Origin of the sequence: Sphaerisporangium flaviroseum (genome assembly GCF_039537005.1) — a bacterium.
GTDB lineage: Bacteria > Actinomycetota > Actinomycetes > Streptosporangiales > Streptosporangiaceae > Sphaerisporangium > Sphaerisporangium flaviroseum.
Genome location: NZ_BAAAZR010000002.1, coordinates 479,863 through 505,823, shown reverse-complemented (window position 1 = coordinate 505,823; position 25,961 = coordinate 479,863). Strand labels below are relative to the sequence as shown.

Below are 25,961 nucleotides of genomic sequence, written 5' to 3'. Positions count from 1 at the left end.
CCGTTCCGGGGCACCGATCGCGTCACCGTGCGTGTCACGCTTCCCGCTCGGCCAGCCAGTCGAGCACCGCCTGGTTGTCCTGGCCGAGCGCGGGCGGGGGAAGGTGCTCGGCGGGTGGCTCGCCGTCGAAGCGGAGCGGCGACCCCGGCAGCTCGATGGCTCCGAGCTCCGGGTGCTCCACCGTGACGACGAGCTGCTGCGACCGGGCCTGGTCCCAGGAGTAGACCTCGTCGAGGGAGCGGATGGCGCCCGCGGGGATGCCGACGTCGGCCAGCGCGGCGAGCCAATGTGCCCGGTCATGGCCGGTCAGCGCCTTCTCCATGTCGGCGATCAGCTCGTCGCGGTGGGCGAACCTCTGCCTGTTGACCGCGTATCGCGGATCGCCCGGGTCCATACCGAGGAGGGGCGCGAGCTTGCGCCACTGCACGTCATTGGCGACCGCGATCTGGATCATGCCGTCGGCGCAGCGGAAGGCACCGTACGGGGCTATCGAGGCGTGATGGTTCCCGCCCGCGACCGGCACCTTGCCACCGACCGTCCACGCCGTCCCGTGGTAGGAGTGCACGCCCACGACCGAGGCGAGCAACGAGGTCCGCACCACCTTTCCCCTGCCGGTGCGCTCGCGCTCGTACAGGGCGGCCACCACACCGTAGGCGCCGTGGATGCCCGCGAGCAGGTCGGCGATCGAGGCCCCCACGCGGTACGGCTCGGCGGGCGAGGGGCCGGTGAGGCTCATCAGGCCCGCCTCGCCCTGCGCGATCTGGTCGTACCCGGGGCGGCCGCCCTCGGGGCCATCGTGGCCAAAGCCAGTGATCGAGAGGATCACCAGGCGAGGGTTGAGCTCGTGGAGTCGCTCCACGGGGAAACCGAGGCGGTCGAGCACGCCCGTACGGAAGTTCTCGACGAGCACGTCGCTCTGCTTGATCAGCCGGGTGAGCAGCTCGGTGCCCTCGTCGGACTTGAGGTCGAGGGTGATGGAGCGCTTGTTGCGGTTGGCTGACAGGAAGTACGTGGAAATATCGCCTGAAGGGCCGACAAACGGCGGGCCCCAGCCACGCGACTCGTCGCCGCCGTCGGGATGTTCCACCTTGATAACCGTGGCGCCCAGATCACCGAGCATCTGCGCTCCATGCGGCCCGGCCAGCGCTCTGGACAGGTCGAGGACGACGATGTCACTCAGAGGTCCCTGCAAGGTCAGCCTCCACGGGGGGTCGGGGGGAGAGCACCTTCTCCACCCGCAAGCCTGCCAGGTGGCACCGCCCGCTCGACACCCAGGTGACTCCCCGATCCGGTCCCCGGTCTTGACGCGACCCGGGCCACCCAACCTGCAGGGACCCGGATCGCCCGGCTGGTCCGCGGCCGGGGCGCCGGCTAGTGCGTCCTGCGCGCGCGCCAGCGGTTCACGAGGTCGCGCAGCTTCTGCTGGTGTCGCGGATCGCGGGCCATCGTCTTGGCCTTCTCCATGTGCGCCTGTCCCTTCGGAGTGCGCAGGTAATCCTTGATGCGGTCAACCATCGAGGTCATTCTCTTCACCACCGTGTGTAGGTCACCGTTTCCATTGAACGGCTACCCAGGACCTCCCTCGCCAATCACACATAGTGCCCAGCAGCTCCAAAAACGGGACATTAAGTGACGGTTGCCGGACATAACCACGACTAACCCACGATGGCCGCATGACGATTCCGACGTTCTCGGCGACCCGCCGCCGACCCGCGGGCGACGCCTTCCAGCATGACGGCGTGAGCTAGGTTGGGGTCCTTCCAGACATCACAGGAAGGCGAGAGCACATGGTCACACCGTCGCCCATCGGCGTCCGGCCACCATCGGCCTCTTCCCGGAGCCCCCGCTGACCGGAACCGACGAGGCGTCCCGGGCCAAGATCATGCAAAGGGTCCGGCGCCTGCTCGACCTCGCGGAGCACCCGAACACCGGCGAGGAGGAGGCTGCGCTGGCCTCCGCGCACGCGGCCGCACTCATGCTCAGGCACGGCCTGGACGCCGCAGCCATACGGCGCGGAACCACCGGCCGCGTCGAGACCATCGACGGCATCGAGTTCGAGGTGTCCAACCGCGGCGGGCACGCCCGGGAACGATGCTGGGCACTCCACCTCGTCTGCGACGCGCTCGGCTGCAAGGGCGCGCAACGCTGGACCGGCGTCAAGGGCCGCGGCATCCGAAGCGCCAAGCGCGTCACCATGACGGTCATCGGCCCCGAAGCCGTGCTGGACGGCATGCGCGTGCTCCTGCCTTCCATCACCCTGCAGATGGAGAACCAGGTCAGACCTGCGCTGCGGCGCTTCACCGCCGCCGAGCTGGAGTACGTGACGGCCAAGGACCGGCGAGCCCGCGCGGCGGCCGACTTCCGGCGGGCCTTCTACGTCGGCTTCGGCTCCGGCGTGGCCACCAAGCTCCGCGACCGGGTGGGTGAGGTGACCGAACAGGTGAGAGGGACGGGCGCCGAGCTCGTCCTCCTGGACCGCACGGCTCTCGTCCAGGCCGAGTTCGACCGCCGCTTCCCCGGCCTGCGGCCCGCCCGAGGCACCACCCTCGACCGCGACGGCTACGACACCGGTCGCAAGGCAGGCCACCACGCCGACCTCAACGACCGCACCATAGGCGGCTTCCCAACCGGAGAACTCACCACCTGATCCCGCCTCCGGCAACCCCGCCACCTATCCCGTACGCCCCACAAGAGCCCGGCCGCCCGGCCCTGCAAGTCCACCCACAAGCACTACACGGCTCGGCCAGTGCGGCCAGCGTGACGCGGCCATCCTCCGGCACGGCACGGCACGGTGATGACGCGGGTCTGGCACTGGGAGGGCACGTCAGGACCCGTCAGCGCGCACCTAGGGGACCGGCCGGAGATCTCGCGTCCCTGGGTGAACATCAGCCACGGCGACCCGGCCCTCACCCCGTCCGCACGCCACCGCGCCCCCGCACGGGCCGCCGGAGGCGTGAGCTCCCGGCACGACGAGTCGGCTCCCACCCCACGGGACGACCAGCACCGCCATGGTCACCCAGAACAGCGCCCAGAAGACGGGGACGACGGGCCAAGGACCCCAATGTGCTGAGGCATTTCTCCTCCCCGGATCGGACGCCCTCCACACTGCTCTCCCGCTCCCGGTTTGCCATAGCTCCGACGGCGCGTCCCGCACTACGCCGCCGCAGGTAATGTGCCCCACCCGTACTACTCCCACAGTCGTACGCCAGCACCCTCAAGCATTGCGATCGACCCACAACGGCGGGATTTCCGGGAGCGACTGGGTTACGTTGGTCGTCCGGCAACAGGGGCGTCGGAGGGGCTAATAGGCATGGGCACATTACCGTCGGGGACGGGACCGCTCTCCCCTGACTTCACCGGGATCGATCCGGGGCTTATGGACGGTTTCATCACTGAGATGGAACACGCCCGCGGCGTCATCGGCGAACGCACCGCCGCGATCCGCCAGGCCTTCGCCGCCGAAGGCGTCCCCGCCACCTCCCTGGACCCCATCGGCGAGGTAGAACGCTGGATCGACGACCGCCTCCCCGACCTCCGCCGCCGCAGCAAACTCGCCCACCAGACCTCGAACCTCCCCAACTGGTCCCCCACCGGAACCACCGGCCTGGTGGCGTACCAAGAAAACCATGTCCTTCCTCCGGCCGAAGCTCAGCGCCTCGGCCGCGCCCTCGCCGCGAAGTACCAGGGAATGGCGTCCAATTCGCGGTACCCCCTGTTCACGAACGATCATTTCGGGGAGATCGTCAACGCCCTGGCCGCGCACGTGAACGATCCTGACTACACCGCCGCATTCTTCGCCGCCCTCGGCGTGGAAGGCACCCGCGAACTGCCGATGATGCTCAGGCAGCACCTCAAATCGCCCGAGGAGGCCCTGCTGACTCCGAAGCGCCAAGACGAGGTGATCCGCACGGTAAGCCTTGCTCTCGGCACCGCTGTGGCAGCCGGATCCGGTGTGGCAGGCTTCACGAAGGTCAAAGACGGCCTCGCCAAGCCAGAGAACCGGCACGACGAGGCGGGCACAGGGCTGCTCCTGAGCTCGGGAGCGTTTCCCGCCGAGTGGCTGGCTCAGATTGCCGTGGCCAACGGCCTGCGCGAACCGCGCCGGGCGAACGCTGGACTGCTGAACGCCCTGGGCAACAATCCGGCTGCAGCGCGCTTGGCCCTGGGCATGGTGACCGACCACGACGACGCCAAGCTCAAGAAGTACATAGCCGATCTCGCCGCGCGCACCGGGCCGAACAGGGGCCTCGCCGGTGATGCTGACGCCTTCGGTCGCCTGCTCGCCGCCGCCTCCGGTGCCTACGACGAGAAAGACGGACACCACACCAAGGAAGCCGCATCGTTCGCCTTCACCGTCATGACGACCATGGACGACCTGAAATTCGGCCAGGAGACCAGAGTCCATCTAGCGGAGATCGCCGGCGCCTACGCCACCGAAATCACCGAAGGCGCCAACTTCGGAGATGCCAATCACTTACTCTCCAGCGCCTTCGGAGATGTGAAGTCACGAATCCCCGGGCTGAACCCCCAGTTCCGGCTCAGCCCAGAGGACACATACCGCTACCTCAAGACCTTCACCGACACCGTGGACAACCAGATTCCCTTCCAGGCAGGCATGGAGCTCCTCACCGCCGATCTGATCAGCAAGAATGTCCCGGAAATGAAGAAGAACCAGGATCCCACCAAACTGGATGACGTGTTCGCCGCCTTGGGCAACGTCAGCGGTCTCCAACTGGCGGCCCAGGAAGTGCACGGCCAGATAAAGGACGACGCGGCCGAAGCTGCCGACAAGGTCAGAAGCTTCTTAATGGGCGCCAGCATGAACTTGGCAGGCCTGACAGCAATTGGTGAGGCCATTCCACTGACATGGACCCTCCTAAGCACCGCCCAGTCCGCCGCCGACACCTTCAAACCAGGCGAAAAAACTGCAATGGACAAGATCCGTGAGACTGACGAGCAGCAGACCCTCGCTCGCCAACACGCAATAGCCCAGTCCTTGATGAGCGTAGGATTCACCCCCACCGTCTCCCCCCACGACTATCAAGCATCGAACCCCACTGGAGGTATCATTGCCGACTCCAAAGGACACCTCCGTCCCTTCAATGACATTCTCAAATCTGGAAAAGAAGGCTTAAGCACTCTTGATCGGTGGTTCATAGAAAACGGCGCAGGTAGCGATAAACGCTCTCTGGGTGACCTCAGCCGTTTACTTGCAGACCGATTCGATGGACGCAAAAATTATGCCAATGCCCGTACATCACAGTTTAAGCACTAGCATCACTCTTCGTCGAGACAAAACGTTTCGCCCGTAACGAGGTACTTTCCACTTCGAGGCGAGCTTAGAACCAGTACGGTTCGAGTCATCTTGCTTTGCAGGCGAACAGGGGCGCCTGGATCTCCAGCAGATACAAATTCATAAGGCGCAACACGCCCTAACGCTCCCCACAGTGAGTCGACAAGGACATCCGGTTTCCTCTCCGGAAGGTCGTCGCCCGTCGCGGCAAATGTCTGCTTGGCCTTGCCATCTCCACACGGAATGTCTTTGCCACCCGGATCGGTGACAACCACGTTCTCAGCGTTACGTTCCTTCAATAGCTGAAGAATATGCTTTTTAAGCGTTTGACCGGCTTGAGTAGCCGTGGGGCCTGTGTCGGAACTACACGATGTCATGGCCATCGGCGTGAGCGATACTAGAAGGGCCAGAGCTAGATAGCGCCTGAGACTATCGGGACCCATCAGGCCGAGCATCGTCTGCGCCTCCACATCTGGCCGAAACTCGTCCCGTCCTACATAATCTCAACGGGAACCGCTGCACCATCTAGTATCTACGCTCTCATCGAGTATTTCATCGCAGCAGGAGTCTAGCGTTGCCTCTCGACGACGATCTGGTACCCAACCCGAAGTATCGGGACCTGGAGACTGCACTCGCCGCTGTGCGGGCGCATGTTCATGTGTTGGAGACGGCGCTCGATCGGGCGTGTGCGCAGTTCGGGGGTCAGGCGGTCTGGGTGGGGCCGTCCGCGCGGGCGTTCGGCGAGGAGTTGAACGGGCGCAGGAGCAGGATCAAGACGGCGGCCGAACACGTCCTTGCGGAACTGGAGGCGGAACTCCAGTCCACACCGACCAAGGTGTCCAGAGCGACCGCTTCCAGCCTCGGCGGCTGGAGTTAGGCTTCGCGAGCCGATGCCGTGCGCGAGGCGGATCAAGACGATGACCGCGGAGGGCCGACATTGCGCATGAAACGCCCAGATCCGCTCAGTTCGCCTGATGAGCTGATGCGAGGAGCAACCTTGGGTCAGGGGCGCGCAGGTCGGACAGTGCTTCGCGCCAGTCTGCGGTGACCGACCCAGAGGGCCTGAGCAGGTCATCGAACTCGTGAGCACGTACGACTACGGTGACGCTGGGCCTGGTGGGTGATTCGCGGAGGGCGGTTGTGGCGAGGCGGCAAGCCTCCTCGACCTCCCCAGCCTTGACGAGAGCGCACGCATAGGCGAAGCGTGCGAGCGCGGGATCGTTTGAGGCACCGGAGTCATATGACGACAACACCCGGGACACCGCGTCGGCCGTGCCGTCGAGATCGCCGAGATCGGCCCTCCCGCGCGCTTCGTAGAAAGTGAGCCTTTCCAGTTGGAAGGAGAGGATTCCCGGCTGAAGCGAATCCATGGGACAGCGATCAAGAGTCTTGCCGGATCGACTGACGGCTCTCTCGAAGGCGTCTCGATCGCCAAGGGACGCGTGCGCGAGTGCGGCGAAGCCCCACATCCAGGCAATCGCGGGCGTCGCTCCAACGGCGTTTTCCAACCGGGGAGCGACCGTGGAAAGAACCACATGCGGATCAGACGAATAAGTTGGTATAAGTGCTGTGCTGGCCAGCACGAGATCTGCCAGGTACCGGTCGCCGGCCTCCTCTGCCGCACGTGCGGCTGCTGCGAACCAGCGGCGGGCGAGGGGAAAGTGGTTGGCGCAGAACATGATCTCGCCGACAACGATCGAAAGTTTGGCGCCGATTCGTATCAGACGGCGTTGAGCCTCCACGGGCTGCCTACGTTTGAGCAGGTCTTTGACGCTCTCCAGATGGAGAAGAGTCTCTGGCAGCAAGTCCGGTGGCGGGACTTTCAGACCGAGCCTCTCGGCTTCGCTCTCCAAGTAGAGGAGGCGGGATTCGCTCACATTGCTCGCATCAAGGACCTGTTCCAGCAGGTCGGGGCCACGCCAGACGGTGTCCGCTAGCCCTAAGGCCATGGTGGTGGCGCCGAGGTGGAATACTTCTCGCCTGTTCGTGGCCGCCTCCCTCGGGTCCGGACGTGCCTGGACAACGACGTCCCTGTTTTCAGGGTCGTACGGGGCGAGGAGTTCCGCAACGGTGTGGCCGGGGAACATTCGTTCCAGGACGCGGCAGTGGTCGGCTTGGGGCTTGGTCTTCAGGTGGCCTTTCAGCCACCGGCCATATGCCTCTCTGCTCGGGGACGAGCCGATCAGCCTGCGGTCGATGTTCCGCGCCACCTTGTCGTACTCCAGGCAGAACGCCCGATGCGTCTCCAGGTGCCGCTTCACCAGCAACGCCTTCAGCAAGGTCCGCGGAGAGGACATGAGCGTCGCCCACTTTCGGTGATTGATCGACTACATCAAGTGACAGCATGCTCATGGTAAAGCCGACCCGGTGTGCCTCCTGCTCCTTTCGCGTCGACGACACGGAGGCGGAATACCCACGCCACAGCGGGGACCGGTCGCGACACGAGGCATGGCCACGCTTCTCTCCAGGGCGCTCAGGCTCGGCGGAGAGAACCTCTTTCTCTTCTCGGACCGAGGCGACCGCCCGGCGAGAAAATATTGGAAGGTGCCCGGATCGGCCCCGAACCGGTTTGAGGTCGCAGTGGACGACCCCGGCCTCGTGGATGGCGGTCGGCGCGGTCGCGATCGCGGTGGCCAGGCGATGCAGGTCGTCTCCGCCGAAAGCGCGTCCGGCGGACACGGCCTGGCGCAGGCTAGACCACCCCCTGGCCGCCCTCGCCGATCTTGCCGGCCAGCCAGTAGTCCCCCAGCCGATCTCTTTCCATGCGAACTGAGACGTCAGCCCAGGCGGAGAAGTTGGCGACGTGCCAGGAACCCGGCCCAGGCCACCGCCGGTCGCCGCGGCCGCACTCCGGGCCGCATCGGCCTGGCGGTCGCGACCGGCACCTGCGGGGGCGCCGGTCAGGTGTGGAACCAGTGGATGCGGCGGCACTCGCTGCACACGAAGCAGTTGGCGTCACGGTTGGCCCAGTCAAGGTTCATGAACGACATTCCGGTGGTCTGCAGCTTCCACTGGTGGTACTCGAAGAGCTCGTTCTGGCAGGTGTCGCAGCTGAGGTTGCGGCCGTTGGGAAGCGTGACATTCTGCGGCTCGTTCATCCTTTCAATGCTAGCCAAGCGGCCGAGCGGGGCACACGAAGTTCAGCGGCAGGTGGAGCCGTTGACCTGGAAGGTGGTCGGAGCCGGGTTGGCGCCCTTGTTGGTGCCGTTGAAGCCGATGGTGACGGCGTCACCGGGGGGGATCTGCCGGTTCCACGTGAGCGAGGTGGCCGCCACTGTCGAGCCGGTCTGCGACCAGTCGGCCGTCCACCCGTTGGACAGCTTCTGCCCCGGGTCGGGGAAGGCGAAGGTGAGCCGCCAGCCGTTGATCGGTATCGCACCGGTGTTGTTGATCGACACCGACGACGTCATGCCGCCGAACCAGGTGTAGGAGCTGTAGGTCACGTGGCAGGCGACCGACGGAGTCGGGGACGGAGGCGGAGGCGGCAGATCGTTGTAGATCGTGACGTTGATCGTCCCTGACGGCGGGCTGACCGCCCCCCACCGGTCGACGGCCACGATGTAGAGGGAGGCGACCCGCGACGGCGTGTGGCCCGACGGCCAGTTCACGGTGAACGTCCCGTCGGTGACATCGGGACCGAACGTGCCGACCTTGATCTTCGTGCCGTTGCTGTCCTCGTACACCTGGTAGCAGGCCAGGCCGTCCGGGTCGGTGGCGGCGGCCCAGCGCAGATGCACGTAGACGTTGACCACCTGCACCACTTCGGGGGTGCCGGGGGCGGTCGGCGGCGTCGGCGGCGGCATGCTCGGCGGGTAGGTCTTGGGGTCGTAGCACGGCCACAGCAACGACGACGACGGCGCCGGCGTCCCCGCGGCCGGACTGCCGCTGAGGTCCGCGGAGGAGGCGCTCGCCGCCACGGGGATGATGAAAGCCGCGGCGACCAGTGCGGCGGCGGCCCAGGAGACCGCCCATCGTCTGTTCATCGTTCGCCCTTCCGCACGGCACGGATGCTTTCCGCACACGAGCATGGGAATCGGAACCGGGCCGGTCAACGGCGCGGCGCAGCGGGCGGGAGGCTGCGCGGACTGTCGGCAGGTGGCGAGCCCGGACAGGACGCCGAGCCACCGGTGGGGATGTAACTTTCAGGGTTCCAAGGCGGACGTTCCGGGATCCCCGCGGACAGGGCCGGAGCCTGCGCGGCCTCCAGGTGAGGGGCACGCGCCGCCCCGCATGACGCGCCCGGACGGGGCGAGCGGACACCGGGGAGACACGGGGCAGGTGCCCGGGCGACCTGGCGTGACGCACCGCAGTGCTGCCTTTCCTCGGATCACCTTCCTAGCGTCACCTGCAAGTACCAAGGCCAGGAGCAAGGAGGTGGGCGAGAAGTGTCCGTCGAAGGTGATGCACCCCTCTCGTCGGGGCTACCGTTTCGCGACGGGCGGAGCGTAGAGAAGGCCGTGTTCCCGGCGCTGGAGAAGGCCGTGTTTCCGGCCGTCGAGACATCGGTCGCCGAGGCCCGGCGGTGGCTGCGCAAGGTGGTCGACGGCCATCCGCGCCTCGACGACGCCGTCCTCTTGCTGTCAGAGAGCTTCACCAACGCGGTGCTGCATACCCGGTCGGCGGCCGTCGGGGTTGTCGTCCTCGTCGAGGAGGGGCAAAGGCTGCAGATCGAGGTGATCGACGAAGGTGCGGAGACCTCGCCGTGCGTGTGCGGTCACACCTCCCAAGACGACCTTGGTGAGTCCGGACGGGGGATCCGGTTGTTACGCGCCCTCTCCGACCAGTGGGGGTTCGTCGAGGAGCACCCCCGCTGCGTCGTGTGGTTCACTCTCGTCCCTGAGGGACCGTCACAGCCTGGGACGGCCCGTTAAGGGCCTCCAACAGCCAGCTCGCAAGAATCAGCACGAACAGCGGAACATGCTGATGGGCATCGACCACATGCGTGCTCGCTCCCTCGGCGAACCCGATGACGTACAAAGCCACAGCGGCCGTCCGACCTGCCGCACCGGCACCAGTCCGACCCTACGGGGGCCACCGAACGCTGAGCACGGCGGCCATGGTCATGATCTGCTGCCTCATCTAGCGTTGAGGCGTATTGGCATGGCTTGGGGGCGTTGATGGTGGTTTCTGCGGTGTAGGAGGGACGATGGTGGGCGATAAATTGGTCCTGCAGGCGCAGCAGTGGGTCAACTCGGTTTATGGGGGCGTCGCCGGATACACGCCCATCCCGGAGGACGGAAAGACCGGGTGGACGACGGTCCGGGCTCTCATACGGGCGCTGCAGCACGAGTTGGGGGTCGCCCCGCTGAGCGACACGTTCGGACCCGCCACCATGGGCACCCTCACCACCGCCTGGCCGGTCATCGACGCCGCCACGACGAACCAGAACATCATCAAGATCGTGCAGAGCGCCCTGTACTGCAAGGGATACAACGGCAGCGGCATGTCAGGCACGTACGACTCCACCACGAGCGCCAGCGTGACCAGGTTGAGAACGGACATGGGTGTCGAGGGGTCCTTCCCCCCGGGCGTCGTGCCGAAGGTGTTCGCGGCACTGCTGACGATGGACGCGTACGTCCTCCTCAGCGGTGCGTCACCGCAAATACGAAATATCCAGCAATGGTTGAACGCCACCTACATCACCCGCCGGAACTTCCGGGTCGTCCCCTGCGACGGGCGCTTCTCCCGTGAGGTCCAGAAGTCGCTGCTCCTGGCGATCCAGTTCGAGATCGGTATGGACGACGAGACCGCGACCGGCCGGTTCGGTCCCGGCACCCAGGCGGGCCTGAAGGATCAGGCCGTCCTCGGCCCCGGCAGCCTCGACCAGGCGAAACGGTTCGTCCGTCTGTTCCAGGCGGCGATGAGGTTCAACGGGTGGAACGTCCCCTTCGACGGGTCGTACACCCCCGCCGTGGCGGACGCGGTGGCCGAGTTCCAGGCGTTCGCGCGGCTCCTGCCCGCCAACGGCATCGCTGGCTACCAGACCTGGGCGTCGCTGCTGGTGAGCAGCGGGGATCCCACCCGCAGGGGAACGGCGTGCGACTGCGTCACCGAGATCACCCCGGCCCGCGCGTTCGTCCTGAAGGTCGAGGGCTACGGAACCGTGGGGCGCTACCTGACGAACGCCCCCGGGTCGTCGCTGAACAAGAAGATCCAGCCGGGCGAGCTTCAGACCATCACATCGGCGGGCCTGAGCGCGTTCCCGATCTACCAGACGAGCGGCCACACACGGGACTACTTCTCCCCCGAGCAGGGCGCGCAGGACGCTCTTGCCGCCATGGAGGCGGCCCGTGACCACGGCTTCGGCCGCGGGACCACCATCTACTACGCGGTCGACTTCGACGCGCTCGACAGCGACGTCACCCAGCGGATCATCCCGCACTTCAGGGCACTGGCCACCCGCCTGCGGCACTTCGGCGGCGGATACCCGATCGGGGTCTACGGGCCGCGCAACGTCTGCGCCCGCCTGGCTAGCGAGGGCCTGACGGTGTCGAGTTTCGTGTCGGACATGTCGACCGGCTTCAGCGGGAACCTCGGCTTCCCGCTGCCCGCCGACTGGGCGTTCGACCAGATATCGACCATCACCGTGGGCGACGGCGACGGCGCCGTCGAGATAGACAACGACGTGGCCTCCGGGCGGGATCCCGGCCAGTCGCTGTTCGCGCCGCCCGCCCCCCCGAGCCGGCCGCTCGACGTGGGTTTCGCCATGTCACGCCGCGACGACCTGCTCCGCGACCTGACCGGCTATCTGGACTCCATCGGTGTCCGCGAGATGCCGCTGATATGGCCGAACTCCACCGAGCACGCGCTCGACCTGGTCCTGGCGCACGACGCGCTCATCACCGGCCTGAGCCGCATCCACCGGATGCGCAAGGCGCTGATCCAGGGCCCGATCTTCTGGGAGATCCGCAAGCTCACCCCCGAGGACGCGCTGGCCGATCTGGCGGTCACCGCCTATTACGGCTACCGCACCGAGTTGGAGGCGTGGGAGGCGCTCCCGCCCGACCAGCGGCTCGACGTGCCCATGCCGACCCCTCCTTTCGTACTGAAGGAGGACGCGAGCACCGGCCTGGGGCAGATCTTCGCGCGTACCGCGATCGCGGCGCACAACCACGGGATCGTCTCGGGCCTCATCGACGAACGGCCGCTGGACCCGGACGACTGGCATGTGACCCAGGCCGTCTGGCGACGGCTCCGCGAGGACCCCGATCACAACATCAGCACCGTGCCGCTTGTGCTGATCAACGGCGCCCACGAGTCGGGCGTCGGAGGCGACCCTCTGGCCTACGACACGACCCAGTTGGGCGAGGTACTGGCCCGGTACAACGGCACCGGGGCCGGCGCCGAGCAGTACGGGCACGAGCTGTCCGGCGTCTACGCGGTGTTCGAGAAGTACAACGCCTCTCTGAGATGACGGTGCGGCCGCACCCGCGCCGGGGAGTGCGAGGGAGCGGCCGAACACGTCCAGGAGGGGAAGATGGGAGGCGGAGCCCCGTGCCGCGTGGGTGCGATGACATCGGAGCTCCGCCACGCTCAGGCCCTGGCGGCTAGAACCGGCTGGTCGTCGCGACGCACGAGGGGTCGCTCGCGTTGTTGCGGTCGAAGATGAAGTTGAACCGCCCATAGGCGTTGTAGCTCGCCGGCACGGACACGGCCTGGCTGGGCGTGTGGCTGCCGGCGCCGTTGGACGCGCTTCCGGTGGACCACGAGTAGTGCACGGTGTCGGAACCGACGTTGACGTCCCGCTTCAACTCGAGGATGACGTCGTTCTGGGTCGAGCCCGACTGGCCGTTGATCTGCCAGGTGAACTTGTCGATCTTGTCCCGGGCGGTGCTGGAGACGTAGGTGTAGTGGACCCATCCCGTCGCGCTCAGACCGGAAGTGGTGCAGGCACCGGATACGGACGCGGCGTGCGCCACGGTCGCGCCCCCGACGATGGCCACCATCGCCATTCCTGAGGCGAGGATCGCACTTCCTGTAAGCTTCTTCAGCATTCTTGTCTCCTTGTCAAAATATTTACGTTAAGTGCCGAAATTTCGAGAAATAGTGCGCTGCATCACCTCCTGCCGAGTCGGCTGATTCCGCGCGGATATCGCGGTGGTATGGGGGGCCGACGCCTCCGAGGACGATCCCGAGCCCCGGGATTCAGGGACTTTCCGCGTTGGCCTTGCCGATGAGGTCGGCCGGCAGCCACCGCACCTCCCCGTCCGGGGCGACGACCACGAGTTGCCCGTCCGATGTGAACCGCGCGGCGGTGACCGCGTCTCGTGTCCACACGGTCTCGCCTCTGGCGTCCACGAGAGCGAACGTCCTGCCGTCCGAGATCCCGAGATACGGCTCGGACGGATGTGCGGTGACGCCGACTTCGGCGGCGAACTCCCGTCGCCACGTGGAGCGGCCGGTCGGGTCCAGTCCGTACACCACCGTGCGGTGGTCGCCCTGGACGCTGACCGCGCGGGAGATCAGCGCCGCCACGCCGGTCCCGAGTGCGCACTCCCCCGCTTCGGCGAGCGCACGGTCCACGGGGACCCGGCCGGAACTCCAGCGCACCAAGGCCGTCTCGGCCCCGGTCACCAGGGCCGTCTCGCCGTGGCCGGCCAGGCAGGCGTCGGTGATGGGACCCCACTGGAGCCCTTCTCCGACCTGCTTCCAGCCATCCGGCTCGCGGGCGAATCTGAGCAGCCGTCCGTCCCGCGCGTCCGGCCGGGTGGAGAAGGCGAGCGCCGCGCTGCGGTCCGCCGCCTCCACCCACCGGTAGCCGGAGTGCGGGACCGCGATGCGCTCTCTTCCCCCAGGGCGCACGATGGTGATCCAGGTGCGGCCACCGGCCACTTCCTCCACCACCGTGTCTCCGGGTGAGACGGCGGTGAGCACGCGCGCCGTGCCGGAGACCGGAAACGGTGCCCGTCCTTGCGCTGTGAGCTGGAACGGCGCGGCCGCCCCGTCACGAGAGGCGTCCACCGCGGGGCTCGGCGGGATCTCCGCCTGGCTCGTTGACACGACCACCGCGGGGCAGCGGGCGAGGCACATGATGTCGGTCGCCGTCTCAGAGATCTCCCGGTCCTGCCAGATCCGCCCGCGAACGCGATCGACGCCGCTGATCGTGGCCGCCGCGGGATCGAAGACCACGGCCCCGCCCGCGTCCGCATGCAGAACGCGTGGCGGACGCGGCGCCGTGGACGTTACGGACGGTCCCTCACCACCGGTCCCGAGAGAGCAGCCGGTGACGAGTGCGACAAGGCCGGTGACGAACGCGGCGGCTTCCCTCACTCGCATGACTGCTTCCTCGCTCCCTTCCGTGCAGGCCGGATCCAGCGCTGAATGCCATAACTCCGGCAAGCGGCGCAGTTCTGGGTATAGTCATCGCTGGGTTGTCCAGGTGGGGGTTGTCGCACTGGACAAACAACGCTTACGGGGGAAGCAGGAGTATGGGACGCCCGGAACGCGGCCTCGACCCGGCAAGAGACCCACTTCACCGGTTCGCCATCGAACTCCGCCGATTACGGGAAAGCGCCGGAAAACCGAGCTATCGGGAATTGTCCAGAAAGGCGCACTTCTCGGTGACGGCCCTTTCCGAGGCGGCGGGGGGCTCGGTGCTGCCGAGCCTGCCGGTCACCCTCGCGTACGTGCGAGCGTGCGGTGGCGACGCCACCGAATGGGAGCGGCGCTGGCACAAGCTCACCCAAGAGCTGGCCCCGTGCGACGACGCAGAGCCCGCGCAGCCGGCGGGCGAAGCGCCCTACCTCGGGCTCGCGACGTTCGGACCAGAGCACGCCGATCTCTTCTTCGGCCGGGAACGGCTGGTGCGGGACCTGTGCGCCCGGCTCGCCGAGACCCCCCTGCTCGCCGTCTTCGGAGCCTCGGGGGCCGGCAAGTCGTCACTGCTCCGCGCGGGGCTCATCCCCGCGATCTCCACCGGAATCGCGCCCGGTGCCGAGGATTGGCGGGTCGCCCTTTTCACACCGGGTGAGCACCCGCTGGAGGCGCTCTGCGTCCATCTGGCGAACCTCAACGGGATCGCGGCCTCCTCGCTGTACGACTCGCTGAACGCCATCCCCGCCGCCATCCGTGTCACGGTGGCACAGCTCCTGGCCGAGCGACCGGCCGGCGCGTGCGTGCTCGTGGTGGTCGACCAGTTCGAGGAGATCTTCACCGTCTGCGAGGACGAGCGGGAGCGGGCACTGTTCATCTCCGTGATCACCGCCCTGGCCGGCGAGCCGAGGGCGCGCGTCCTTCTCGGCGTACGGGCCGACTTCTACGCTCACTGCGCACGGTACGGCGAGCTGATCGACGCCCTCCAGGACCGGCAGGTTCTGGTCGGCCCGATGGACGAGGAGGACCTGCGGCAGGCGATCATCGGACCGGCGGAGCGGGTGGGCTGCAAGGTGGACCCGCGGCTCGTCGACCTCGTGGTGTCCGAGGTGCGCGACCAGTCCGGCGCGTTGCCCCTGATCTCGCACACGCTGCTGGAGACCTGGCGTCGGCGCCGCGGCGCGGCGCTGACCTTGGCGGGCTACCGGGCGGCGGGCGGGGTGCACGGCGCGATCGCCATGACGGCCGAACGTGTCCACGACGAGCTTCCCGACGACCTGCGGCACCTGGTCCGGCGGGTGATGTTGCGCCTCACCGCCCCCGGTGACGGGACCGAGGACACCCGGCGGCGAGCCCCCCGCCTGGAGCTGGTGAGCGGCCCCGACAGCGTGTCCGTGGCGTTCGTGCTCGACAGGCTGATCGAGAGGCGGCTGGTCACCGCCGACCAGGACAGCGTCACCGTCGCCCACGAGGCGCTGATCCGCACCTGGCCCCGGCTGCGTTCCTGGCTCGCCGAGGACCGCGACCTGCTTCGCGCCCACCGCAAGCTGACCGAGGCCGCCGGCGAATGGGATCAGCACGGCCGTGACGGGGCGTTCCTGTACCGGGGAGCACGGCTGGCCCGCTGGGAGGAGCATCCTCTGGACCAGCTCAACGATCTGGAGCGCGACTTCCTCGCCACCGGCCGCCGCCAGCAGGCGAGCGAGCGCGCGGCGGCCCGGCGGCGGGTATGCCTCTGGCTGGCCGGGCTCACTTCGGCCGTGCTCGCGGTGAGCGTGCTCGCGGCGATGACGCTGGCGCAGGCGGGGCAGCTCACCACCCAGCGCGACATCGCGATATCGCGGCAACTGGCGGCCGAGGCCCGCGCTCAGTCGCAGTTCGACCCGGAGCTCGCGCTGCGGCAGGCACGGCGGGCGTACGCCGTCTGGCCCACCGATGAGGCGGAGACCGTGCTGCGGCAAGGGCTCATCGACGACCGGCTCATCGGATCGGTGCCGGGTCATCAGGGCCGGGCGCTCGGTGTCGTGTGGAGCGAGGATGGCCTGCGCCTCGCGTCGAGTTCCTCGGACGGCGTCGTGCGCGTGTGGGACCGCCCGGGCACCGGTCTCCCGAAGGGGCCTCCCGTCGAGCTGTCCGGGCACCGGGGTGAGGTGTGGAGCCCCGTCTTCAGCCCGGACGGACGGCGCCTGGCCACCGCGGGCATCGACGGCACGGTCCGGGTGTGGTCGCTGGACGGCGGCACCGCACCCCGCGTGTTCACCGGGCATCGAGGACCGGTGTGGAACGTGGCCTTCAGCCCCGATGGGCGTCGCGTCGCGAGTGCGGGCGATGACGGCACCGTACGGATCTGGGACGCCGCAGGAACCGGCCGACCACGCGTGCTGCACGGGCACAAGGGAGCGGTGGCGGGCGTGGCGTTCGCCCCGGACGGCCTGCTCGCCAGTAGCGGTTACGACGGCACCGTGCGGATCTGGGACGCCACCGGGCGGAAGGCCTCCGCCGTGCTGCGCGGCCACCGCGGCGCGGTCAAGAACCTGCGCTTCAACCCGCGCGGAACCCGGATCGCCGGCGCCGGCGTCGACGGCACGGCTCGGATATGGCCGGTGAAGCCGGGCGCCGACCCCGTCGTGCTCCGAGGCCACGATGGGACCGTCGAGGGCCTTTCCTTCAGCCCGGATGGCCGCTGGCTCGCGACCACCAGCGACGACTCATCTGTACGGATCTGGAGCAGCAGCGGCGGGGGCCACCCCCTGGTATTACGCGGTCACCAAAGGGTGGTCTGGAACGCGGCGTTCAGCCCGGACGGAGCGCGGCTCGCCACCGCCGGTGAGGACGGCACCGTACGGATCTGGTCTCCCTGGGATGGCACCCAGGTTCTGCGCGGGCACCGGGGGGCCGTCTGGACCACCGCGTTCAGCCCCGACGGGCGCCGGCTCTACAGCGGCGGGATCGACGGGACCGTGAGCGTTTGGGACCTGGCCACCGGCGGACGGCGGGTGCTGCGCGGTCACCGAGAAGAGGTCCTCGGCGTCACCGCCGGTCGAGACGGGCGGCACGTGGTGAGCGCGAGCCGCGACGGCACGGTGCGCATATGGGATACGACCGGTGCGAAGCCCCCGGTGATCCTGCGTGGTCACCGGGGCGTCGTCTGGACGGCGGCTCTCAGCCCGGATGGGCGTCGCGTGGCCAGTGCCGGAGTGGACGGCACCTTGCGGATCTGGCCGGCGGACGGCAACGGCCCCGCCGTGGTACGGCAGGCCGACGACCGCCAGATCCGGTACGCGGCCTTCAGCCCGGACGGGCGCCGCGTGGTCACCGGCGGGCAGGACGGCACCGTGCGGATCTGGGACGCCGGCGGTGCCCCCGCGCCGGTCGTGCTGCGCGGCCACCAGGGGCTCGTCTGGTCCGTGGCGTTCAGCCCGGACGGCCGTCGTGTGGCCAGCGCGGGCGCCGACGGGACCGTGCGTGTCTGGCCGGTCGACGGACGGGCCGCCCCCCTGGTGCACCGAGGCCATCAGGGCATGGTGTGGTCGGTGGCCTTCAGCGGCGACGGCCGCTGGGTGACGTCCGCCGGACACGATGACACCGTGCGCATTTGGCGTTCCGACGTGGCCGGCGACCCCCTGACGATCGCGGGGTTCGGCGCCAGTGTGGAAAGTGTCGAGTTCGCGCCGGACGGGCGGCGGCTGGCCACCGCGCATGGGGACGGGACGATCCGCGTCTGGAACTGCGACGCCTGCGCGCCGACGACGCTGCTCCTCCAAGGGGTCGACCGGCGGGTCGACCGCTAGTCCTGACGGCTTGGCCTCCCCGCGTCGCCCTCCACGAGGTCGGTCTCGGCGTACTGCCGTCCTCCGGACAGGAGGGGGTAGCCGGGGCCACGGTCGAAGAAGGCCACCGGCCGGGCGGCTCGGAGCCGGTCGCGCAGCGCCTCGGTGGCCGCGCCGTCGACCCGCGGTTCGGTGGCCGGGCCGTACAGGACGACGCCGTAGTCGTCCCGCGCCGCCTCCGCCGACACCTTGCCGTCGCGGACGTCCGCCGCCACCAGCGCGGGGTCGCGGTCGTACGGCGAGCCCCAGCCGCCGCCCCCGGTGGTCCGGACCCGGACGATCTCCCCGGCGCGCACGGGGAAGTCGTCGACCAGCCCTTCCATCTCCTGGCCGGCGACGGTGACCAGGAACGGGCGTCCGGCCCTGCCGCCGTTGACCCCCCAGCACGCCAGGATCGAGCGGTCGGCGATGGACATGAACGAGGCGTCGCGCAGCATCCGGATGTGCTTGTCGTATCCGAGGCCACCCCGGTAGAGACCGGGGCCGCCGGAGTCCTGGGCAAGGCCGAGCCGCTCGACCCGGAACGGCCAGCGCGACTCGGCGAACTCGACCGGGATGTTGCGCGAATCGGGGACCACGTGGATCGTGTCCTCCCCGTCGGCGTACCAGCGCCCGCCGGACCCGCCGCCGAGGACCTCTCTCATGAGATACGGCCGGCCCTCGTGGTCGTCCCCGTACACGCCGGTGTAGCGGATGGTCTCCTGGTCGGCGGGCATGCGTCCGCCGGTGGCCTTGGCGAGCACCCCGGCCAGCACGCCGAGCAGGCGCAGGATGACGAAGGTGCGGGCGTTCGTCGGCGCCGGGAAGATCGGGGTCAGCAGGGTGCCCTTCTCAGGGAACCTCATCTCGATCAGCGGGACCACGCCCTCGTTGACGTCCAGCTCCGCCATCCGCTCGGGCGTGTCGGCGAGATTGCGCAGGATGGGCGCGAGCCACTTCTTCAGGAACACCCCCCCGGCGTAGTCGCCGGCGTGGTTGATCGGCCCCTTGGCCTGGCGCGAGGTGCCGGTGAAGTCGATGACCAGGGGCTTTTCGGCCGAGTGGTCGACGGTCAGCGTGATGCGCTGAGTGTGCAGCCGGGGCTCGTCCACCCCGTCGTGCTCGGCGTAGTCCTCCCAGACGTGGGTCCCCTCCGGGATCTTGGCGAGCAGCTCGCGCCGGAAGGTCTCGGTGGTCTTGGAGATGACGGCGTCGAAGCACGCCTCGACCGCCGCCCGGCCGTACCGGTCGAACAGCTCGCCCAGGCGGCGGGCTCCCATGAGACAGGCCGAGCACTCCGCGTCCAGGTCCCCGGACAGGGAGTCGGGCATGCGGGAGTTGCGCGTCATGATGGTCAAGGCCGCCCGGTTGGGCACACCCCGGTCCCACAGCTTGATCGGCGGGACCATCAGCCCTTCCTCGAAGGCGCTGCGCGCGTGGGAGGGCATCGAGCCGGGCACGGATCCGCCGATGTCGTCATGGTGGCCGAACGCCTGCACGAAGGCCACCACCTCGCCCTGGTGGAAGACCGGCACGGTGACGCACAGGTCGGGCAGGTGGCCGATGCCGCCCTCGGAGAGGTAGACGTCGTTGTGGAAGAAGACGTCACCCGGGTTCATCTCCGAGATCGGGAAGTCGCGCACGATCGGCTGGACCAGGGCGGAGTAGGAGCGGCCGGTCAGCTTGCGCAGCCGTACGTCGTGGATGCCCGCCCGGAAGTCGTGCGCGTCCCGGATCATCGGTGAGCGGGCCGTACGGGCGATGGCCGTCTCGACCTCCATCTCCACCGAGGCGAGCGTTCCCTCGACGATCTCGACCAGCACCGGGTCAACCGTTGTCACTCGCCCGCTCCATCCTTGATCCGTGCCCCGCGCTCCATGTCGCCGTCCCCGGCCTCGCGGCGCACCACGAGGTTGCCGTGCCCGTCGGCCTCGGCGGTGAAGCCGGGATGCAGGGGAAGCGTGGAGCCGTACTCCTCGATCACCGCGGGCCCGGTGACGACGTCGCCACGGCGCAGGTCGCCGCGCCGGTGGATCGGGGCCGTCCGCCAGCCGTTCTCCTGGAGCGGGGAGCTCAGGTCCTCGTCGAAGTACACCGGGCGGGCGTCCGGGGCCGCGGTCGCGCCGCCGTCCCCCGGCGGGAGCTCGGGGACTGCGGGGCGGGTGATGGGGCCGATGCCCGACACCCGCAGATTGACCCACTCGACCGCGTGCCGGGGGTCGTCGCGGTATCCGTACCCGTAGAGCTTGTGATGGGCTTGGTGGAACCGGTCGAGCACGTCGGCACGCCACGCCTCGTCGACGGGCCCGGCCGGCGCGGGCACGCGCACCTCGTACGCCTGGCCGTAGTAGCGCAGGTCGGCGCTTCGCGCGTAGACGTGCCGGTCGCCGGGGAACCCCTCGCGGTCGAGTGCGCCGGCGGCCTGGGCCTCCAGGTCACCGAGGATGGCCGCGGCCGTCTCCAGGGACAGCTCGCGGGTGACGTGCGTGCGGACGTAGTCGTTCTTCACATCGACCGTGAGCAGCCCGAACGCCGACACGTTCCCCGGGTTGGCGGGCACCACGACCGCCGGGATCGACAGGATGTCTATCAATCGGCACACCAGCAGCGGCCCCGAACCTCCGAAGGCGACCATCGGGAAGTCGCGCACGTCGAGCCCGCGCTTCACCGTGATCTGCCGGATGGCGTTCGACTGGTTAAAGGCGCTGATCTCCAGGATTCCGGCGGCCGTGCGTTCCGGCGTAAGGCCGAGCTTGCCGGCCAGTGCCTCGATGCCGGCCCTGGCCGCGCCCGAGTCCAGCGGGATCTCGCCGCCGAGCAGGTGGGGCGGCACGCGGCCGAGGTAGACGTGGGCGTCGGTGACCGTCACCTCGGTGCCGCCCTTGCCGTAGCAGATCGGGCCGGGGTCGGCTCCGGCGGACTTCGGGCCGACCTTCAGCGTGCCCTCGGGCGAGATCCAGGCGATGGAGCCGCCGCCCGCACCGACGGTGACGATGTCGATCATGGGGATCTTGCAGGGGTACCGGCCGATGGTGCCCTCGGTGGTCAGCGACGGCTCGCCGTCGACGACGACCGCGACGTCGGTCGAGGTGCCGCCGCCGTCGAGCGTGATCACCGAGGGGTGCCCGGCCGTGCCGGCGATGAGCGCGGCGCCGAGCGCGCCCGCGGCCGGGCCGGACAGCACCGTCGTGATCGGCTGGTGCACCACCTCGGCCGCGGAGAGTACCCCTCCGTTGCTCTTCATCACCGAGAACGGCATGCCCAGGCGGGACGCCAGGTTCGCGATGTAACGCCGCATGGTGGGTTTGACCGCCGCGTCCACCAGGGTCGTGACCGAGCGCTCGTACTCGCGGTACTCGCGCAGGACGTCACTGGACAGGGACACGACCGCGTCGGGATGCTCGCGCTCCAGCACCTCGCGCATGCGCCGCTCGTGGGCGGGGTCGGCGTACGAATGCAGGAAGCACACACCGATGGCGTTGATGCCCTGGTCTCGGAACCACCGCGCCACCGCCACGGCCTGCGCCTCGTCGAACGGCCGCACCTCCTCGCCGAGATGGTCGAGACGCCCGCCCACGGTCTTCACGCGATGCACTGGCACGATGCGCGGCGGCTTGACCCAGAAGTACGAGTTGCCGTACCCGTCCGGGACGCTCTGCCGGGCGATCTCCAGGATGAACTCGAATCCCTCGGTCGTGACGAAGCCCAGGTCGACGGGGCGGTCCTCGAGCAACTGGTTGGTGGCCACGGTCGTGCCGTGCACGATGCCGGCCACCTCCGAGAGGCTCCGTCCGGACAGGACCTTGTGCACGCCGTTCATGAACCCGTCGGCGGGGTTGGCCGGGGTGGAGGGGGTCTTGGTGGTGGTGATCTCACCGGTCTGCTCGTCCACCGCGACCACGTCGGTGAACGTGCCCCCGGTGTCGACGCCGATACGGACGCTGCGCATGCTCTCAGTGTTTACTGAACGTCTCCAGCCACCGGAATCAGCAAGCTTCGCCAAGGAATCGACCTCTCATCGGCAGTTCTCGCCGTTCGGCCGGGTGCAGGACCCGGTCACCCGCACCGGGAACCTCGCGCTCGGGGGAACGGTAGTAAGGGCATGGAGCGACGCGACTTCTTCACGATAACGGGCGGTCTGGCCGGCGCGGCACTGCTCGCGTCCTGCACGCGGGACCCGGCGGGCACTCCCGCCTCCCCCGTACGGGCACAGGCGAGCGGGACCCCGGCGCCCGCGGCCCACGTGCTCTACGCCGACGTCTCGACCAACCTGTCGGCCATCGACGCCGGTACCGGGGCCACGATCTACTCCTCGGCACGGCCGGTGCCGGCGGCCGACTGGAGCCGCCTCTACACCGTGTCACCGGCGGGCCGGCTGCTGACGCTGGACGCCCGTACCGGCAGGGAGCTGAGCCGGACGCCGGTCCCGCCCGGGCTCGTCGCCCGCGCGGTGTCCCCCCTCGGGACCAGTGTGGTGCTCGGCGCCCCGGCACAGGCCGACCCGTACGGCAAGCCCGGGCGCCGCATCACGACCCTGGTGGTCGCCGACCCCAGGGAATCCACCGCGCCGCAGGTGCTGCGCCTGGACGGCAACTTCGAGCCGGACGGCTTCTCCAGCGATGGGAGCGTGCTGTTCCTCCTGCAGTACCTCCCCGCGACCGCCCCGGAGGGCTACCGCGTCAAGGCGTACAGCGTTGGGCAGCGGAAGTTCCTCAGCCTGCTCACCCGCGACAAGACGCCGGTGCCGAAGGGCGCCGAGGAGACCATGCGAGGGGAAGGCCGTATCGCCGTGATGGACACCAGCGGCCGGCGGCTCTACACGCTCTACACCCACCAGCCCGACCACCTGCACACCCGTGACCTGGTCGCCGGCCGGACGACGGGCGTCCACGCTTTCGTCCACGTACTGGACCTGACGCAACAGTGGGCCTACTGCCTCGACCTCCCCGAACCGTTCGGACGGGGCCCGGCGGAGAACCACACGCTGGCGATCTCCTATGACAGCCTGTACATCTACGACGGCACCACCGGCACGCTGGCCCAGGCCGCCACCGAGTCGCTGGCGATCGAGCGGACGGTGTCGATCGGCGCCTCCTCGGGGACCGCGTGGGCCTCCGCCGCCGGCGACTCGCTGTACATCGCCGCCGGTCCCTCGGTACGGGCCGTCGGCACCGGCGCCCTGACCATCCGGGGCGCGTGGCGGTTGCCGGCCGCCGCCCTGGGCGTCGCGATCTCCCCGGACGAGAAGAGCGTCTACGCGGGGATCAGCGGCGGTGTCGTGCGGCTCGACGGCCAAGGAGGGCGCGAGCTCTCACGGCTGGCGGTGCCGGGCATCTCCCGGCTACGCCATGTCGCCTCCTCGCCGACCGGGTGAGCGAAAGAGCGGGCGAGCGGGGAGCCACGGGGGAGAGAGGCCGAGCCGCGGAGCGGGTGAGACCGAGCCGCGGAGGGTGCGACCGAGCCGCGGAGCGGGTGCGACCGAGCCGACGTGCGGCGAGCGGGCCCTCGGACCGGCCCGCGGGCCGGACCGTATGATCCGCGGTTCAGGGTTCGGAGGAGATGTCCTCCATGCGGGCCGCGAGCTGGGCGGGGTCGCCGCCGACCAGCGCCGAGGTGGCGCGCCACCAGGCGAACCACTCTCCGCTGCGCCACATCCAGTCGACACGCTCGATCGCCGTGATCACGTCGCCCTTGACCTCCCACCACGGGCCCACCTGCTCCTCCGTGGCGCCGTGGCGCAGCGCCCACTGGCGGAGCCGTTCGCCCGCGTTACGGTCGACCGTCACGGCGTAGGGGTCGGGGTTCTCGCCGGGCAGCGGGTGCGGGCCGAGCCCCGCCGCCACGCCCCAGCTCCACTGGGTCTCGGCGGGCCCGGAGTAGCGCAGTGACGCGAAGTCGAGGTTGGAGCCGAGCGTGCCGTCCGGCCGTTCCAGCACCACCGCGTCCAGGCGGCCTCCGGCGTCGAACGAGACGACGAGGCGCCGGCCGGGAACGGCGTCGCCGGGAAGCTCGACGCGGTCCTCCCCCTGCCAGGAGTTGAGGTCGACCGACCCGATGGGCACACCCCACGCCGCGTCTGCCGAGTCGTCGGCGATCCACGCGGCCAGCATCTCCAGCACGGTGAGATCGGTCCACGGTTCGATGGCGGTGTTGGCGGCGAGCACCTCATCGGGAGCGGGGATCTTCCCGCCGCGTCCCGCCGTCCACCAGCCCGTGCCCAGCAGTCCGGTGCCGGTGAACAGGCCGGCGATGGCGGCCAGCTCGGAGGACCGCCGGGTGAGCGACGCTCCTTGAGCCAGCTCGACGCAGCGGGCCATGCGGTCGTCGCCGAGCACGGCTTTCGCCTGGCTCAGCAGTAATCCGGCCGTCGGGTGCTCCTCACCCAGAAGATCGCGGATGAGTCGTCGGGCCTCCGATCGAGCGTCCTCCGCACGGAACTCACGCATATCACCACGTTACGCCGGGAGATCCTCTTCCGCGAGGTTCCGTAACAAGCTCGGGATCTACCTGGAGCTGAGACGTGCCGGCCCATCGGCGACGCGGCCGTCCCGTCCATGGCCGGACGCAAGCCCGGCCGTCAGCCTGGTCGCCTAAAGGGTCCATCGATCGCCGGCGCGGGCACGCCTCCCCGTTGCCGGAGGCAGGGGAAAGATCTAACGAACCCGGCTACCGGCGGCCGGTGCGCCCGAGCAGCCACCCGATGACCGCGCTGCCGAGGGCGACGCCCGCGCCCATGCCGAAAGCCGTGAGCACCGGCCAGACCGGAGCGGAGCCGGCGCGCTCGGCTCGGGGCCGCTCGAACACCTCGCCCGTCGCGGCTCGGGGCCGCTCGAACACCTCGCCCGTCGCGGCTCGGGGCCGCTCGAACACCTGGCCCGCGACGCCGACCGCCTCGGCCAGGGCCGGGGCCCCGGCGCCCGGCGACGCGAGGACCACCTCGGCCGGGCCGCCGGCCGGCGGCGCGCCGACCTGGAGATGCTGCTCGACCGCGCTGAAGAACTCCCCGGCCGTCTTCTTGGCGACCGAGCCCAGCATGCGCTGCCCCACGCCGCCGATCATGCCGCCGACGACGGCCTCGGCGTCGTAGTCGACCCGGGTGGCGCCGCCGTCGGCCTCGCTCAGCCGGATGCGCACGGTGGCGTCCACGGTGCCGGGGGCTCCCGCGCCGCGCGCGCGGAGCGTGAACCGCTCGGGCTCCTCAGGGTCGGACAGGGCGACCTCGCCCTGGTAGACACCCTTGATCGAGGCGACCCCCGCGCTCACCGTCATGCGGTAGGTGTCGGCGCCCGTGGCCTCGAGCCGCTCGCATCCGGGGATGGTGCGGACGAGAACCGCCGGATCCCGGAGCGCGGCCCACACCCGCCCTCGATCGACTCCGACGAGGGCACTGCCGACGACCTTCATGGACACCTCCGATGCCGAGAGACTAGAGACTTGCCCGCGACCTGGATAAGGGCAACATCTGCCTGGCGGTGGCTCCCGGGCTCGTCAGGTTGCGCCGGGTCACCGTCACCCGTCCCGTGTGCACGTCACGCTAACACCACCGC

Annotated in this window: 19 protein-coding genes; 7 read left to right on the top strand and 12 right to left on the bottom strand. The window is 69.2% G+C overall.

Going from position 1 to position 25,961, the window contains the following annotated elements:
• Positions 1–34: 34 nt before the first annotated feature.
• Together ABD810_RS08500 and ABD810_RS08495 are read right to left on the bottom strand one after the other, a co-directional pair.
• Positions 35–1,192 carry a CaiB/BaiF CoA transferase family protein gene (locus tag ABD810_RS08500; RefSeq protein WP_344936462.1) on the bottom strand — a complete coding sequence of 386 codons (1,158 nt, stop codon included), beginning with the start codon at positions 1,190–1,192 and terminating at the stop codon, positions 35–37.
• A gap of 179 nt (positions 1,193–1,371) precedes the next feature.
• Positions 1,372–1,524: a hypothetical protein gene (locus tag ABD810_RS08495; protein ID WP_344936459.1), complete on the bottom strand. Its 153-nt coding sequence runs from the start codon at positions 1,522–1,524 to the stop codon at positions 1,372–1,374.
• A 358-nt stretch (positions 1,525–1,882) separates the two neighbouring features.
• Here ABD810_RS08495 and ABD810_RS08490 point away from each other — a divergent pair, with 358 nt between their 5' ends.
• Positions 1,883–2,647, top strand: a complete 765-nt coding sequence (locus ABD810_RS08490; protein ID WP_344936457.1) for a DUF2786 domain-containing protein — start codon at positions 1,883–1,885, stop codon at positions 2,645–2,647.
• A gap of 729 nt (positions 2,648–3,376) precedes the next feature.
• Positions 3,377–5,275, top strand: coding sequence for a DUF6571 family protein (locus ABD810_RS08485; protein WP_344936455.1), 1,899 nt, complete (start codon positions 3,377–3,379; stop codon positions 5,273–5,275).
• 2 nt (positions 5,276–5,277) lie between these two features.
• Here the strand turns inward: ABD810_RS08485 and ABD810_RS08480 are convergent, their stop codons facing one another.
• A complete protein-coding gene (locus tag ABD810_RS08480) occupies positions 5,278–5,763 on the bottom strand; it encodes a hypothetical protein (protein WP_344936453.1) in 486 nt (161 codons plus the stop codon).
• Between the two features lie 104 nt (positions 5,764–5,867).
• On the opposite strand from ABD810_RS08480, the gene ABD810_RS08475 reads away from it, so the two are divergent.
• Positions 5,868–6,170 carry a hypothetical protein gene (locus tag ABD810_RS08475; RefSeq protein WP_344936451.1) on the top strand — a complete coding sequence of 101 codons (303 nt, stop codon included), beginning with the start codon at positions 5,868–5,870 and terminating at the stop codon, positions 6,168–6,170.
• Between the two features lie 85 nt (positions 6,171–6,255).
• Here ABD810_RS08475 and ABD810_RS08470 read toward each other — a convergent pair whose 3' ends face one another.
• The 3 genes from ABD810_RS08470 to ABD810_RS08460 all read right to left on the bottom strand — a co-directional run bounded on the left by ABD810_RS08470 (position 6,256) and on the right by ABD810_RS08460 (position 9,276).
• Complete coding sequence (locus ABD810_RS08470; protein ID WP_486387623.1) at positions 6,256–7,590, bottom strand: NsdA family TPR-like regulatory protein; 1,335 nt, start codon at positions 7,588–7,590, stop codon at positions 6,256–6,258.
• Positions 7,591–8,193: 603 nt separating this feature from the next.
• Positions 8,194–8,391 carry a hypothetical protein gene (locus ABD810_RS08465; RefSeq protein ID WP_344936446.1) on the bottom strand — a complete coding sequence of 66 codons (198 nt, stop codon included), beginning with the start codon at positions 8,389–8,391 and terminating at the stop codon, positions 8,194–8,196.
• A 42-nt stretch (positions 8,392–8,433) separates the two neighbouring features.
• Complete coding sequence (locus ABD810_RS08460; protein ID WP_344936443.1) at positions 8,434–9,276, bottom strand: cellulose binding domain-containing protein; 843 nt, start codon at positions 9,274–9,276, stop codon at positions 8,434–8,436.
• A 474-nt stretch (positions 9,277–9,750) separates the two neighbouring features.
• On the opposite strand from ABD810_RS08460, the gene ABD810_RS08455 reads away from it, so the two are divergent.
• Both ABD810_RS08455 and ABD810_RS08450 read left to right on the top strand, forming a co-directional pair.
• Positions 9,751–10,164: an ATP-binding protein gene (locus ABD810_RS08455; protein WP_344936441.1), complete on the top strand. Its 414-nt coding sequence runs from the start codon at positions 9,751–9,753 to the stop codon at positions 10,162–10,164.
• A 275-nt stretch (positions 10,165–10,439) separates the two neighbouring features.
• Positions 10,440–12,707, top strand: coding sequence for a glycoside hydrolase domain-containing protein (locus tag ABD810_RS08450; RefSeq protein ID WP_344936439.1), 2,268 nt, complete (start codon positions 10,440–10,442; stop codon positions 12,705–12,707).
• Between the two features lie 133 nt (positions 12,708–12,840).
• Here ABD810_RS08450 and ABD810_RS08445 read toward each other — a convergent pair whose 3' ends face one another.
• Positions 12,841–13,287, bottom strand: coding sequence for a hypothetical protein (locus tag ABD810_RS08445; RefSeq protein ID WP_344936437.1), 447 nt, complete (start codon positions 13,285–13,287; stop codon positions 12,841–12,843).
• A gap of 151 nt (positions 13,288–13,438) precedes the next feature.
• Positions 13,439–14,569, bottom strand: coding sequence for a hypothetical protein (locus ABD810_RS08440; RefSeq protein ID WP_344936434.1), 1,131 nt, complete (start codon positions 14,567–14,569; stop codon positions 13,439–13,441).
• A 284-nt stretch (positions 14,570–14,853) separates the two neighbouring features.
• Here ABD810_RS08440 and ABD810_RS08435 point away from each other — a divergent pair, with 284 nt between their 5' ends.
• A complete protein-coding gene (locus ABD810_RS08435) occupies positions 14,854–18,396 on the top strand; it encodes an nSTAND1 domain-containing NTPase (protein WP_344936432.1) in 3,543 nt (1,180 codons plus the stop codon).
• Here ABD810_RS08435 and ABD810_RS08430 read toward each other — a convergent pair.
• Together ABD810_RS08430 and ABD810_RS08425 are read right to left on the bottom strand one after the other, a co-directional pair.
• Positions 18,393–20,255: a hydantoinase B/oxoprolinase family protein gene (locus ABD810_RS08430; RefSeq protein WP_344936430.1), complete on the bottom strand. Its 1,863-nt coding sequence runs from the start codon at positions 20,253–20,255 to the stop codon at positions 18,393–18,395. The genes ABD810_RS08435 and ABD810_RS08430 overlap by 4 nt on opposite strands.
• Positions 20,252–22,363 carry a hydantoinase/oxoprolinase family protein gene (locus ABD810_RS08425; protein WP_344936428.1) on the bottom strand — a complete coding sequence of 704 codons (2,112 nt, stop codon included), beginning with the start codon at positions 22,361–22,363 and terminating at the stop codon, positions 20,252–20,254. The genes ABD810_RS08430 and ABD810_RS08425 overlap by 4 nt, the downstream gene beginning before the upstream one ends.
• 153 nt (positions 22,364–22,516) lie before the next feature.
• Between ABD810_RS08425 and ABD810_RS08420 the strand changes: the two genes are divergently transcribed.
• Entirely contained in the window at positions 22,517–23,788 is a 1,272-nt protein-coding gene (locus tag ABD810_RS08420) for a hypothetical protein (protein ID WP_344936425.1), read from the top strand.
• Between the two features lie 169 nt (positions 23,789–23,957).
• Here ABD810_RS08420 and ABD810_RS08415 read toward each other — a convergent pair whose 3' ends face one another.
• Both ABD810_RS08415 and ABD810_RS08410 read right to left on the bottom strand, forming a co-directional pair.
• On the bottom strand, positions 23,958–24,860 hold the full coding sequence (locus ABD810_RS08415) for a hypothetical protein (RefSeq protein WP_344936424.1): 903 nt from the start codon (positions 24,858–24,860) through the stop codon (positions 23,958–23,960).
• 220 nt (positions 24,861–25,080) lie between these two features.
• Positions 25,081–25,818: an SRPBCC family protein gene (locus ABD810_RS08410; protein ID WP_344936422.1), complete on the bottom strand. Its 738-nt coding sequence runs from the start codon at positions 25,816–25,818 to the stop codon at positions 25,081–25,083.
• Between the last annotated feature and the right edge of the window lie 143 nt (positions 25,819–25,961).

Excerpts from the sequence above, each read along its gene's own strand:
- ABD810_RS08485 (WP_344936455.1), top strand. The coding sequence starts at position 3,377 with ATGGACGGTTTCATCACTGAGATGGAACACGCCCGCGGCGTCATCGGC.
- ABD810_RS08460 (WP_344936443.1), bottom strand. The coding sequence starts at position 9,276 with ATGAACAGACGATGGGCGGTCTCCTGGGCCGCCGCCGCACTGGTCGCC.
- ABD810_RS08450 (WP_344936439.1), top strand. The coding sequence starts at position 10,440 with ATGGTGGGCGATAAATTGGTCCTGCAGGCGCAGCAGTGGGTCAACTCG.
- ABD810_RS08410 (WP_344936422.1), bottom strand. The coding sequence starts at position 25,818 with ATGAAGGTCGTCGGCAGTGCCCTCGTCGGAGTCGATCGAGGGCGGGTG.
- ABD810_RS08445 (WP_344936437.1), bottom strand. The coding sequence starts at position 13,287 with ATGCTGAAGAAGCTTACAGGAAGTGCGATCCTCGCCTCAGGAATGGCG.
- ABD810_RS08490 (WP_344936457.1), top strand. The coding sequence starts at position 1,883 with ATGCAAAGGGTCCGGCGCCTGCTCGACCTCGCGGAGCACCCGAACACC.
- ABD810_RS08470 (WP_486387623.1), bottom strand. The coding sequence starts at position 7,590 with ATGTCCTCTCCGCGGACCTTGCTGAAGGCGTTGCTGGTGAAGCGGCAC.
- ABD810_RS08425 (WP_344936428.1), bottom strand. The coding sequence starts at position 22,363 with ATGCGCAGCGTCCGTATCGGCGTCGACACCGGGGGCACGTTCACCGAC.
- ABD810_RS08415 (WP_344936424.1), bottom strand. The coding sequence starts at position 24,860 with ATGCGTGAGTTCCGTGCGGAGGACGCTCGATCGGAGGCCCGACGACTC.
- ABD810_RS08465 (WP_344936446.1), bottom strand. The coding sequence starts at position 8,391 with ATGAACGAGCCGCAGAATGTCACGCTTCCCAACGGCCGCAACCTCAGC.
- ABD810_RS08420 (WP_344936425.1), top strand. The coding sequence starts at position 22,517 with ATGGAGCGACGCGACTTCTTCACGATAACGGGCGGTCTGGCCGGCGCG.
- ABD810_RS08495 (WP_344936459.1), bottom strand. The coding sequence starts at position 1,524 with ATGACCTCGATGGTTGACCGCATCAAGGATTACCTGCGCACTCCGAAG.
- ABD810_RS08440 (WP_344936434.1), bottom strand. The coding sequence starts at position 14,569 with ATGCGAGTGAGGGAAGCCGCCGCGTTCGTCACCGGCCTTGTCGCACTC.